The 13,230-nt window shown below is 48.4% G+C and carries 10 protein-coding genes; 2 read left to right on the forward strand and 8 right to left on the reverse strand.

All coding sequences use genetic code 11. From position 1 onward, the window contains the following. Nucleotides 1-24 precede the first annotated feature (24 nt). The gene (gene thiC, locus GC096_RS10765) at nucleotides 25-1,800 is read left to right on the forward strand and encodes a phosphomethylpyrimidine synthase ThiC (protein ID WP_171630233.1); all 1,776 of its coding nucleotides are present in this window, start codon (nucleotides 25-27) and stop codon (nucleotides 1,798-1,800) included. A gap of 39 nt (nucleotides 1,801-1,839) precedes the next feature. Here the strand turns inward: thiC and bioC are convergent, their stop codons facing one another. From bioC to GC096_RS10800, 7 genes are all read right to left on the reverse strand, one after another. After that, nucleotides 1,840-2,709, reverse strand: a complete 870-nt coding sequence (gene bioC, locus GC096_RS10770; RefSeq protein ID WP_171630234.1) for a malonyl-ACP O-methyltransferase BioC — start codon at nucleotides 2,707-2,709, stop codon at nucleotides 1,840-1,842. Next, a complete protein-coding gene (locus GC096_RS10775) occupies nucleotides 2,672-3,451 on the reverse strand; it encodes an alpha/beta hydrolase (protein ID WP_171630235.1) in 780 nt (259 codons plus the stop codon). The genes bioC and GC096_RS10775 overlap by 38 nt, the downstream gene beginning before the upstream one ends. Before the next feature lie 8 nt (nucleotides 3,452-3,459). After that, nucleotides 3,460-4,650: an 8-amino-7-oxononanoate synthase gene (gene bioF / locus GC096_RS10780; RefSeq protein ID WP_171630236.1), complete on the reverse strand. Its 1,191-nt coding sequence runs from the start codon at nucleotides 4,648-4,650 to the stop codon at nucleotides 3,460-3,462. 13 nt (nucleotides 4,651-4,663) lie between these two features. Then, a complete protein-coding gene (bioB, locus tag GC096_RS10785; protein WP_171630237.1) occupies nucleotides 4,664-5,662 on the reverse strand; it encodes a biotin synthase BioB in 999 nt (332 codons plus the stop codon). Nucleotides 5,663-5,675: 13 nt separating this feature from the next. Further along, entirely contained in the window at nucleotides 5,676-6,416 is a 741-nt protein-coding gene (gene bioD / locus GC096_RS10790; RefSeq protein WP_171630238.1) for a dethiobiotin synthase, read from the reverse strand. A 2-nt stretch (nucleotides 6,417-6,418) separates the two neighbouring features. Further along, nucleotides 6,419-7,774, reverse strand: coding sequence for an adenosylmethionine--8-amino-7-oxononanoate transaminase (bioA, locus tag GC096_RS10795; RefSeq protein WP_171630239.1), 1,356 nt, complete (start codon nucleotides 7,772-7,774; stop codon nucleotides 6,419-6,421). A 212-nt stretch (nucleotides 7,775-7,986) separates the two neighbouring features. Continuing rightward, nucleotides 7,987-11,103, reverse strand: a complete 3,117-nt coding sequence (locus GC096_RS10800; protein WP_171630240.1) for an alpha-amylase family protein — start codon at nucleotides 11,101-11,103, stop codon at nucleotides 7,987-7,989. 245 nt (nucleotides 11,104-11,348) lie between these two features. On the opposite strand from GC096_RS10800, the gene GC096_RS10805 reads away from it, so the two are divergent. Next, a complete protein-coding gene (locus GC096_RS10805; protein ID WP_171630241.1) occupies nucleotides 11,349-12,422 on the forward strand; it encodes a LacI family DNA-binding transcriptional regulator in 1,074 nt (357 codons plus the stop codon). Between the two features lie 478 nt (nucleotides 12,423-12,900). Here the strand turns inward: GC096_RS10805 and GC096_RS10810 are convergent, their stop codons facing one another. Then, the gene (locus GC096_RS10810; RefSeq protein WP_171630242.1) at nucleotides 12,901-13,170 is read right to left on the reverse strand and encodes a hypothetical protein; all 270 of its coding nucleotides are present in this window, start codon (nucleotides 13,168-13,170) and stop codon (nucleotides 12,901-12,903) included. Between the last annotated feature and the right edge of the window lie 60 nt (nucleotides 13,171-13,230).

The raw sequence follows: 13,230 nt of genomic DNA on the forward strand, positions 1-13,230 counted from the left end.
AAATCAATTATAGGAGGCATGTCAATGTCAATGGAAACAAGTAAAGAAACCGACTCTTCTTCAATCTCCTCTTTTCCGGGAAGCAAAAAAGTGTATGTCGAGGGCTCACGAAAGGACATCCGTGTCCCTATGCGTGAAATCACTTTGAGTCCTACCACAGGTGCTTACGGTGAACAGGAAAACGCCCCTTTGCGCGTCTACGACACGAGTGGCGCATATACAGATGAAGAGATCCAAACAGATATTCGTGAAGGTATTCCACCTAATCGTTTGAATTGGATTGTCGAACGCGGCGATGTTGACAGGTATGAAGGAAGAACGATTAAACCGGAAGATAATGGATATGCCAAGGGTGAGTACATTGCTGAGATTTTTCCCGGCTTACATCGTCACCCAATGCGAGCCAAAAAAGGTCGTAATGTAACCCAGATGCATTATGCACGTCAAGGTATCATCACGTCCGAAATGGAATATATCGCGATTCGCGAAAATGTATCTCCGGAATTTGTGAGAGAAGAGGTCGCTCGTGGCAGAGCGATTATCCCAGCAAATATTAATCACCCTGAGAGTGAGCCTATGATCATTGGACGTAACTTTCTCGTAAAAATCAATGCGAATATTGGAAATTCTGCTGTATCGTCCTCCATTGAAGAGGAAGTGGAAAAAATGAGATGGGCTACTCGGTGGGGCGCTGACAATATTATGGATCTCTCTACAGGTAAAAACATTCATACCACCCGAGAATGGATTATACGTAACTCCCCTGTTCCTATTGGTACCGTACCTATTTATCAAGCACTAGAGAAAGTGAATGGCAAAGCTGAAGATTTGACATGGGAAGTGTACCGAGACACGCTTATTGAACAAGCTGAGCAAGGTGTCGATTACTTTACCATTCATGCTGGTGTGCTGCTGCGTTATGTTCCTCTTACGGCTAAACGAGTAACAGGTATTGTTTCTCGAGGCGGCTCCATTATGGCAGCTTGGTGTCTCGCCCACCATCAGGAAAACTTCCTGTATACACATTTTGAAGAGATCTGCGAAATCATGAAAACCTATGATGTATCCTTTTCTTTAGGCGACGGTTTACGCCCAGGCTCCATTGCAGATGCGAATGATGAAGCCCAGTTTGCAGAACTAGAAACACTAGGTGAACTCACCAAAATCGCCTGGAAACATGATGTACAAGTCATGGTAGAAGGTCCTGGTCACGTGCCCATGCATTTAATCAAAGAAAATATGGATAAACAACTTGAAATCTGTGATGAGGCTCCTTTTTACACATTAGGACCGCTTACAACGGATATTGCGCCAGGCTATGACCATATCACTTCTGCCATTGGAGCTGCGATGATAGGCTGGTTTGGTACTGCTATGTTGTGCTATGTAACTCCCAAAGAACATTTGGGCTTGCCTAATAAAAATGACGTTCGCGAAGGGGTTATCACCTATAAAATTGCTGCTCATGCCGCCGATTTGGCCAAAGGACATAAGGGCGCCATGGATCGCGATAATGCGTTATCCAAGGCACGTTTTGAATTCCGTTGGCATGATCAATTCAACTTATCCTTGGATCCAGAACGAGCCATAGCGTACCATGATGAGACGCTGCCTGCAGAAGGTGCCAAGATCGCTCATTTCTGTTCAATGTGCGGTCCTAAGTTCTGCTCCATGCGGATTTCCCAAGATATCCGAGACTATGCCAAACTACAAGGCATTGAGGATGCGCAAGCCATTGAACAAGGCATGAGTGAAAAGTCGGAAGCGTTTAAGAAAGCGGGTCACGCCATTTATACGTAAAAATAAGAAGGTTGCCGCTGTGGCAACCCTCTTTTCTCTTCACACTTCTCCCTCATCTGCTAACGCTTCGATCATAAGAAGTTCGTAACTTGCTACAACGCCCCCAGGTATACCGAACTTTCCCTCGTATTCTTCATACATCTTAGCGAACAAACGTCGCGTACTGAGACCCTGCCATGCAATGGCTTCAGTCGTGCTAGCTCCCATTGCTTTTACGGAATAAAGGAAATCTCTGACTGAAGTATACGATTCCTTTCGAACCTCACGCTCAACTTGGATACGTGAATATCCCGCTTCTATAAGCCAATCCTTCCACTGCTCGCTCGATTGAAAAGTCAGTCCATGCCGCTGTGGCTCTAAACCGCTTGCTCGATAAACTTCTTGAAATGACTTGTGCAGCTCATTGAACGTATCGGGTCCGAAAGTGGTGAACACCAGCCTCCCTCCAGGGCGAATAATCCGCCGAAGATGCCCTAGTGTTTGCCTCGGATGATGCAACCATTGGAAACAGGCGTTAGAGACGATGAGATCAAATGAAGCTGATGCCGCATCATCCACCCACGTTTCAACATCCCCAACAAGAAAACGTATACGAGACGATAGGCCGTTTAAAGAATCTAGCTCGTTCCGTCCACGCGATCGGACTCGCTGTTCAGCCTCTTTGATCATCTCCGGTGCGATGTCAAGTGCAGTAATCGACACGGATGACGACCACGTGTTTAGTAAAATTTCTGTGAGAGCACCCGTGCCGCAGCCAATCTCAAGAATGTTGAACTTCTCAGCGTGGACGTCCCCGAGAGATTGTGCAAGCCTGTCAGCCATGCTTCGCTGCACATGGGCATGCTGATCATACAACCCCTGGGAGCTACGATTAAACTGACGACGAATAGCGGTTGTCCTCGTGTTCATGCCACCAACTCCTCATTTTATCAGCTATATCAGTCTCCCTTTTCAAAAATGGGACATGCCCACGATTAGGAATTGTCATTAACTCCGCATACGGCAAATGGTCTGCAAGCTCTCGTGCAGCGCCGTATGGGCAAATCTTATCTGCGGTTCCATGAACGATTAACACTGGACAAATGAGAGTCGGCAGTTCAGAAATAATTTCCACATTTCGTAGAATATAAAGGCCAGAGAGAAGGCCAGGAATTGTCCATTCACCCGGGAGAGAAAGTTCCCCTCCAAGACCTTCTTCGAATTCCAATTCTGTCAAACAGTTTTGTCGAAATTTGGTTTCAACACGTTGTGGATCTTTCTGTAGCTCTGTCATCATCTGTCTAATGGCTGCAACTGACCATCCTAGCTCTTTCTCTTCTGTTGAACGTGTAAAACGAGCGTTTGCTGCAATGACCACAAGACCATCTCCGTAACCTTTGGCTGCTAATCTCAGTGCCAATAATCCACCCAGAGACCACCCGCAGATCAACAGCCTGCCACGATCATCCTTCGTATGACAAGTTGACATGATATGCATGGCGGCCGTTTCGGTCATAAGTAGCATGTCCTCAGGCGAATTCGCCTTACTGTAATCAACAGATAAGTGATGGAAATCTGGCAACAATGCTCGCAGCCGATCGAAAACCTGATCCGACATACTCCATCCAGTCAGCCACAACATGGTTGATCTCGACTCTCTCCGGGTTTCCATAACGTGTGTCATCCTCTCTTCAACACTCCCAGTTGAATTCCAATGTTGCGGATTTGTTCAGTAGCATCCGTCAGTTCCTTTTCTGTGTGGGCGGCTGATACGGAGAAGCGAATACGAGCCGTGCCATCAGGAACAGTCGGCGGACGTATCGCTACTGCTGCAATTCCTTCAGCTTCAAGTGCACCCATAAAGCGTAAAGTCATAGCGTTATCACCAACAATCACGGGTACAATCGGGGAATTGCCGACACTGATCGTGAAACCGGCCGCCCGCAACAGGGAACGGAATAGCTCGCTTAACGCGAATAGCCTTTCTCGGCGCCAGTGCTGGACTTGGACCAAAGCTAACCCCTCCGAAATACCCGCTAGGATCGAAGGGGGTAAAGCGGTTGAGTAGATGAGCGGTCTGGCTTTATTAATCAACCATCGAATAAGCATATGACTGCCGCAGATATAGGCGCCATAGACACCGAACGATTTGCTAAACGTCCCCACATGAATATCCACATCATCCTGCAGGCCGAGCTCGTGGCATAATCCCTCTCCGCGCTTCCCATAAACGCCCCCGCTGTGAGCCTCATCTACCATCAGCATAGCCCCGAACTCACGTTTAAGTGCCACCAACTCACGCAACGGCGCCTGATCACCGTCCATCGAGAACACAGCGTCCGTCACGATTAACTTCCGTCGTTTATCACGGTACTTATGCAATAACGTACGTAAATGTGCCATATCACGATGACGATACCGGGCGTGTTCGGCTCGACTCCCTACAATGCCATCCGTTATGCTCGCATGATTCCATTGATCGCTGAAAACCACATCGCCCCTGCTTACAAGCGCGCCAATAACGCCAGTATTCGTCATATAGCCGTTTGCAAAAAAGAGTGCTGCTTCACATTTTTGCCAAATAGCTATCTCTTCTTCAAGACGTTCATACGGTGGTCGATTGCCTGTCACAAGCCTTGAAGCACCTGAACCTGCTCCTTCTGTCAGCAGCGCCTTCCTCATCCTTTCAATAATTGCAGGATGCTGGGCGAGTCCAAGGTAATCATTGGATGACAAGTTGAGCAGCACTCTTTCTCCTCGCATGATGTAGCCTGGAGATTCGATCACTGGACTACTCCTGCGCAAGGATCGCTCCAGCGAGGCTTCAGCGAGTAACTCAAGTTCTTTTTCTATCCAGTTCATGGTATTCATGGTGTCCACAACCTTAAAGGGCGTTTAATTCGATTTCAAAGCCCAGATCTTCAATGATTTGATGATCAGCCGTAACGTCTTGACCTGCAGTCGTTAAATAATCGCCTACAAAGAGTGAATTGGCAGCATATAAGGATAGTGGCTGCAGAGTACGGAGGTTGACTTCACGCCCGCCTGCCACACGAATTTCTTTCGACGGACAAATAAAACGGAACAAAGCCAGTACCTTCAACGCTTTCATCGAAGGCGTACGGCCTGCGTGTTCTAGCGGGGTTCCCGGAATCGCATTTAGGAAATTAATTGGAATCGAATCTACATTGAGTTCGCGGAGTGCATAAGCCATCTCAACGATTTCTTGATGGGTCTCACCCATGCCGATAATGACTCCGGAACAAGGGGACATGCCTTGCGACTTTACTTGATCCACGGTTTCAACCCGTTGGTCGTAGGTATGAGTCGTGGTAATAGTTGCGTAATTAGCTTTGCTGGTGTTCAAGTTATGGTTGTATCGATGTACGCCTGCTTCTGCGAGTCGTTCCGCTTGATTGCCCTTGAGGATGCCCAGACATGCACAAATTTTGAGCGGCATCGTTTCACGTATCTCTTTAACTGCGTCTACGACTTGATCCAGTTCCTTGTCTGTCGGTCCTTTACCAGCCGCCACGATGCAATAGGTTCCCGCTTTGCGTGCCAACGCTTCACGCGCCCCAGCAAGCAGCGTATCTTTATCAAGCAGTGTGTACTTGGCTACAGGCGCCGTCGAAACAATGGATTGCGAGCAATAGCCACAATCCTCGGGGCATAGCCCGCTTTTGGCATTGATGATCATGTTCAGCTTTACTTTCTTACCGTAAAAATGCTTCCTCACCTGAAAGGCAGCTTGCAGCAGTAGCAGCACTTCATCATTGTCGGCTTCTAGGACAGCGATCCCTTCCTCTAGCGTAATACATTCCCCTTGTAACGCTTTATGTGCAAGCGATTGCCATTTCAAATCAACAATAATTGTATTCATTTCAATCATCCTCCTATGTATGAATGTATTTCAATACCTGTCTGATCGGCCCCAATTGGATGGTTTGTCGAACGGTCTGGATGAACATTTCTGAATTGGAATTGGCGTGCAAACGAGGAAACCTGCCCAAGACTTTAGTACTGCTATACTGTTCGATTAGCTTCGCATTGGTAGCCATGCTCGGGTCGTCAGACGGGTTCGACCAATCCCCATCATTCATAATAATGCCTACAATCGGAACGCCATGAGCCCTCAGAAATGACACAGTCAGAAGCGTATGGTTAATCGTGCCGAGGCTGGATCGCGCTATAATTAACGCTGGAATCCGAAGTTCTGAGATCAAATCCACCATAAGACTATCATGGGTAAGCGGTACACCGACGCCGCCTGCACCTTCAATGAGCAGCGCTTCGTATCGTTTAGTAAGGGGTACGCCAGCTGCAATCAGCTCTTTGAGCGTAAGGATCACACCCGCCTGTTTAGCGGCTAACAGCGGCGTAAGCGGAGCATCGAAGGTAAATGGCGCCACATCTTCAGGTCGCTCATCGATTCCCGTGATTTGCAGCAACCTCTCGCTATCTGTCAATCCGCTGCCTAGCCGTGCACCGGATTGAACAGGCTTCCATACTCCCACATTCCGCCCTTCGGCTCGAAGAGCAGCAGTAATAGCCGCAGTGACCATTGTCTTCCCAACGCCAGTGTCTGTCCCTGTCACAAATAAACCCCGTATCCGTTCAACACTCTCTTTGCTCATAGTCAATGAGCCCCCTCTGTAACGCTAATGATGGATTCTATTAAAATATCAGTCATCGCATCGAGTTCAGCTTCATTAGCTGCAAGCGGAGGGATAAAGACCATCACATTGCCAAGTGGTCTTGTTAGCATGCCAAGTTCTCTGGCACGCAGACTTGTGCGCACACCGATTCGCTCTGACCAATCATACGCCTCGCGTGTAGCCTTATGGCGTACAAGCTCGATTCCGATCATCAATCCCTTCTGCCGGATATCACCGACGTGCGGATGATCCTTAATCGCAGCGAGCTTTCGCTCGACAAATGCCGCCTTCGCTCTAACGCCTTCAACCATGCTGCGCTCTTCCATCAACTTCAAGCTGGCTAACGCAACCGCACAACCAAGCGGGTTGCCTGTGTAGGAATGACCGTGAAAGAATGTCTTCTGCTCTTGATAGTCCGCATAGAATGCCTGGTAAATCTCATCTGTCGCGAGTGTTGCTGCCACTGGCAAGTAGCCGCCTGTAAGCCCTTTTCCAACCACCATCAAGTCAGGTGTAACCTCTTCGAGATCACAAGCAAACATGGCTCCCGTCCGCCCGAAGCCAGTCGCTACCTCGTCAGCGATAAACAGTACGCCGTGTTTCCGGCACAACGCTGACATTTCGCGCAAACAGCTCGGCGGCATAACAACGATGCCGCCAGCCCCTTGCACAATGGGCTCCACAATGAGAGCTGCGATCTCATCCGCCCGCGCCACCAGTAAATGACGCAGTGAAGTGAGTGTTGCTTCCAATACCTCCCTCTCACCCCCATCATGGCGATAAGCGCAGGGATAGGGAATGACGTGGGAAGGAAATAACATAGGGCGGTACACTTCATGATAAAGAGGAATGGCGCCGACACTTACCGCACCGATGGTATCTCCGTGGTACGCTTGATTCATGGTTATAAACCTCGTTTTACCTCGTACTCCCTGGTTATGCCAGTATTGAAACGCCATTTTGATCGCAATCTCGACAGCTGTTGCACCTGAATCCGAGTAGAACACCTTGTTTAATCCTTTCGGCGTAATCTCCACCAGTTTCTCAGCAAGCTCGATTGCTGGAACATTGGCCATTCCGAGCAGCGTGGAATGGGCGACGCGTCCCAACTGATCTGTGATGGCCTGATTTAACTCAGGCACATTGTGTCCATGTACATTGAGCCAGACAGATGAAAAACCGTCCCAGTAGGCGCGTCCATGGACATCAAATAGCTTCATGCCTTCCCCACGCTCAATAATGAGCGGGTCAGCGTTATTGTAGTCTTTCATTTGAGTAAAAGGATGCCATAAGTATTCCTTATTCCGGGCAGCAAGCCGTTCATAATTCGTAAGCACAATGAATCACCATCCGTTAATTGTTTTATTGTCAACCAAAAATCAACGTAAATGGTTGACAATCAACTTTGGCAATTCTAACAAATCGGAGGAACTCTGTAAAGAAAACTTTACCAGATCACGCACAACCAAAAGCCCCTGCGGGAGAAAAGCATTAGCTTTTCTCCCGCAAGGGCTTCTTCTATATTTCATATTTAATCATCCAGCTGCTACTACTTCACCTCAACCTGCACCTGCTCAGGTCGATACACCGCCAACAACTCGCCCGCAGAATTCGCGGCGAACATCACCGTACGCTCGGCTTCCAGCTCGAACGCATAGCTCCGGCGCGTTGCCGGATCCGTCACTTCAACCTGCGTGTCCACGCCGAACTCCGAGACGAAGATGAATAACGAACCGCTATCAAAGCTAAGCTTCCGCCCATACACGCCAGGCAGCTGCCCGCCTTTTACCCACGTTAGTTCCGCATCAACGCCAGCTGACTTAAGAGCATACGCGTACAACTTCTCAAGTACATCGCCGCGCTCTCCCAGCTCCACTGGGAGTGGACACCAGATCAGTTGACCTTTGCCAAGCTCGTAGCTGCGAACGACGCCATGCTGAGAATTCCATTTTCCATCATCCGAAAGTGGAACCTCTTTATTCAACTCAGCGATCCGTGCACCACCGAAGGACACCGGAATCATCTCGCCCTCCAACACCATCGCCTCTTCACGAACAATGTTGCTGAGCACCGTTTCACCTACAATATCGGTCAACCGAGCAACAGGCGCCCAGTACTCATTCAAACCAAGTGGCCCCGTAAACAGCAGCGTTCCGCCATTTTCACGGACATGCGTCGTCAACTTCTCCAAAGCGGCATCACTGAAATTATGCGCACTCGGCACGATAATCAACTTCGGCTGATCTGATGCCAATGCTTCGAGATGATACTCGCTCAACCCGCGGAACGGTACGTTCATCCCATAAGCTAGCGTGCGCGTCATCTTCGCTGTTGCCTCACCGGCTACTTTGCGCGTTGAGAAATCATTCGAATACGGGAACACTGCCACGACATCCTCTAATTTGCGTCCAACGAAGAGATCACGTATCTCACCCATAAAGGCTCCGAAATCATAGGAAACATCCGCCTCCGGCTTCTCTGTCCCATCTGCCCGCAGCGCACCGATATGCGACTCATTGATGTTATTCATATAGAAGTTGATATTCCAAATCCACTGAACAGCACCCGCTCCACCTGTCGAGAAGGCATAGGCATATTTGCGCTCCAAAATATTTCGCAACTCAACCTCCGAACGCTTCGCACGCCCATCTGCCGTCTCTACATACATAATACCCGTTTCTTGAATCAAGCTTGGCTTCGTCGGCGCCTTGGAAAAAATCCCGTCCCACACCAACTGATCCATCAACCACCACGTATGCACCGTCGTATAGTCCACTGCTTCTGCATAAAAGAAAGGCGACGGCCGCTGCGCCCCTAAGCCCTCATCCTGTCCCACAGTCGCCAACTGTGCGGGGTTAATACTGCGAATCGTCGCGATCAATTCCTTCGCCCAACGATTGTGCATGTCCATGGTGAAGAGGGTGTAATCCAGCCATGGGGAACCTTTTTTCTCCACCGTCTCCGTTGTGCTCATGTTCACTTCAGAAGGATCCAACAAACGGACACTTGCGAAGCTCGGCAGCTCAGCAGGAGACATATTCCAGCGCTCTTGCAGCTTGCGAATATCCCCATGACGCTCCTCCAGCCAAGCTACATACGCTTCGTGCTCGAATGCATCATGCGCCGACTGCGGCCCAGCAAAAGGCTTGCTCGGATTGAACATCGACGGCTCATTGATCAGATCCCAATGCACATTCGTCGTTTCCTTATGTCTGGACACCACGGAGGAAATGAACCGCTTCTGCGCTTCCACGCTGCGCGGATCCAAATACGGATTCACGCCCTCCCAAAGCTCAGGTGTAAAAGAGAAGAAATTGAACGTGACTTCGATCCCATGTCTTTTGCAAGTCAAAATAAAAGCATCAATGCTGCGCAGCACTTCCTCATAAGGATGTCCATCTACGAACATGATTTGACGCCACGCTGACCACACGCCAGTACGAAGCAGGTTGATGCCCGCTTTAACCATTTGCGCAATATCGCGATCCCACACGGAAACGTTCGGTAAGAACAAAAACTTCCTCGCCACATCGCTCGTCATATACGTCATCCCAACGATCGGAAGCGGACGTCCGTCCTTCCAGAAGTAGTCGCGATCACAGGACATCGGCGTTCCTTCGCGAAGCAAATCAGCATCATATCCCCAGAAGCCTTGGTTAAACGTGCGCGTTTCCCCCGTATTCGCCACCGCTTTACAAACCGCTGTATAGTAACCCGCTTCAATATCAACAGGTATGTTTACCTTTTTAAAAGAGAGCTCGCGTGACGCACTCATCGAGAAATCCGTCGTCCAGAAAGGCGTTGATGCACCGTCTTTGGATACTTGGACATGGAATGTCCAAGACTCATTCTCAGACACAGCCCCCGTACGATTCGCAAGTGTCTGCAATTGAACCGTCAAAGATGCACGGTCGCCAGGATCATAACAAGCGTAGTTCGGCTTGAACCATATCTCCGTAACGCCTCGTTTCGTATATGCTGCTAACTCACTTACTAACGCCACTCCCCCGTTACCCCAGAAAGTTTCATCAGTAACTACATTGGCGAAAATGTGGCGGCCCCCCGCGAATGCCCCCTTCGTATTCTCAAGAAGCACGATCGGCGCTGCCACTTCACGTCCCTCTTTGGAAATCCCCTTCAGAAGAGGCGTGAAATGCGCATCCATCGGACCACTAGAACCAATTTGCCCTGGATGATCATCGGTCCGTGTCACATGCAGCGCGAATCCAACCGTCGGTTGAATAGCGAACAGATTTTCCTTACCTGCCAGCAATGGCAGCTCAGCATTCGCGGCATATCCCGCAATAGGAGCGTCGTCTACGGAAAGAATTTCATGAATTTGAAGCTGCTGATGGTAGGCTGTCTGCTCGATTTCCAGCTCCCAGCCCTCTGTGCCTAGGTAAGCCGGTACTCGGAAAGGAGCGCTGCCTAGATGTACGAATCCTTTGCCTTTACGCGCATGAGTTAGGATAGATTGCCAAGCCGACTTCGGAAAGTAACGTCCGTGGAGATGAATGAAGTTATCTGCCCCCTGCTGCAGCGCTGCTTCTAGCTCCTCCGCTCCAACCACTCTGCCTATTTCTCCAAGCTGTGCAACAGCCTTGTCATCGGGCCGAATTCCTTCATATGGAAATGTGGGATCGTAAAATATGATCGTTGTAAGCATGTTTTCATCCTCCAAATCGATGTGTGGGTTTAATCGTTATTTTATAAATTTTTGTTATTTTTGTTAGGCTAACAACTCTTAATCATGAACACAATTTACTCACTTTCCGAGTTGAGGTCAATCTTTATTTTGCATAAGACCATGAAATAAACGTAGATTGACAATATCCCCTTGATCAGGAACAATAGATTTGTTAGGTTTGTTTTGAAAAATTAACGTATGTATAACATAAAAGGATGTCACTCATGAGCCCAAAAGTTTCCATGCAGCAAATTGCTGACCGATTAGGTATGTCCAAATATACCGTTTCTCAAGCTTTATCTGGTAAATCAGGCGTTAGTGAAGAGAACCGTCTCCGTATTCAGGAGACTGCGAAAGCGATGGGCTATACGCTCCAACAGAAGCACGCACAACGCACACCAACGCATCATCTATCTGCCAGCCACGTCCCGAATGGAGACATACACGCCCAAGCCGAAATCTCTCCTTATATCTTGGTTTGGATTCAGTCTACCTATTTGGAGGACAACCCTTTCTGGGGAAAAGTTCTCACCGGCATTGCCGCAGCCAGCAAAGAATTAGGCTTTGAGCATCTCATCGTCCCCATCGCGCCTCATCATCAACTGGGACTGCAGATGCCTTCCTATCTCGATCCGTCGCATTGCATTGGGCAGCTGCTAGCAGGCACCTTTCCTACGCAGTCTGTTATTTCGTTGAAACAGAGTGGCATTCCACTCGTCCTCATCGACCATCATGAACCGCTCATCGAAGTCGATTGTGTGCTCAATAACAATTTGGATGCTGGCAAAATGGCCTGTCAACGCCTACTCTCCGCTGGCGCGAAGCGTGTGATTTTCATCGGCGATGACCAATTCGCCGTCAGCTTCAAAGAGCGCTGGTGGGGCTGCCGCATGGCCCTCGAAGATATAGCCGGCCCCGCTGATCACTACCATTTGAAGAAATGGCAAATCGCTTACTCGAGCCCACACATGCTCCATCAAATGGAGCGCAAAGTAGCGGCAATGACGCCGGAAACCATGCCCGATGGCATTGTTTGCGCCAATGATCATCTCGCGCTAGCGCTGTTGCCGATCCTGAAGCGTCATGGCCTCGATGTACCGAGTCAAGTTAAAGTCATCGGGCTGGACAATATCGAAGCAACCGCCTATGCGACTCCTGCGTTGAGCACCATTGAGCTCGGTAAGGAATCCTTGGGCATTCGAGCTGTAGAAACGCTGCTTTACCGGCTACAGCATCCGGGTAGACAGGTGGAGAAAGTGGTGTTATCTGCGCGTTTTATTGCGCGGGATTCAGGTTAAATAAAAAAAGTGAGTAAACACACCAATTAAGGCGTATTTACTCACTGTTCTGTATACCTATTTGAGTTTGTTTAAACACTTGATGCGAAGCTAGCAAGGGGCAATGGTTTTCTGCAATCCATACAGTAATCAATACTTTGCAGCATTCCTGAGTATTCTACATTGTCGAGGGTAACTTTGTTTTCGTGGAGACAAACTTCCTGTAAGTGCTTGTTTAGTTCATCTTGTATCTTATATAACAAAGATATTTCATCCGATATCGTTTGAATTTCGGTTTTCAATTGAGAGTAAGTTTTCATCATTCAACATTTCCTTCCGTTATTAAGAATGTATATATTCTTTATAACGCACAACCGATGAAAATGTTGGAGAATCTTGTCAATCAGTTCATGTAGATTTTTGTCGTCTTCCCTGAATTTACAAAAAAGCGTACAGCCCTCATCATGAACCTGAGCAGCTATACGCTTTTTTCAACGACCTATTTAGATAAATAACTTAACCCTATAGAAATCAGCATGCCCGCAAGCGCAATCCAAAATAAATAAGATCGCCCGATGCGTTTCAAACTTTTATCTTGTCGATCCATAACGGATTTCTTCCGACTGCTGCTTGTCTGCGTTTCTCCCTCAAGTTCATTGGTCACCTGCGATTTCCAATTCACGAATTGAAAGCCAATCCCGCTTACTACAACAGCTATCATCATCAAAATTAAAGAACCCATAAATACCTTGTCCGCAATGGACGCCATGCTGCATTCGACCTCACTATCTGCCTGTAATTCATATATTATACTTCAAATGGGGACACG

This window comes from Paenibacillus plantarum, from assembly GCF_013141695.1.
Lineage (GTDB): Bacteria > Bacillota > Bacilli > Paenibacillales > NBRC-103111 > Paenibacillus_E > Paenibacillus_E plantarum.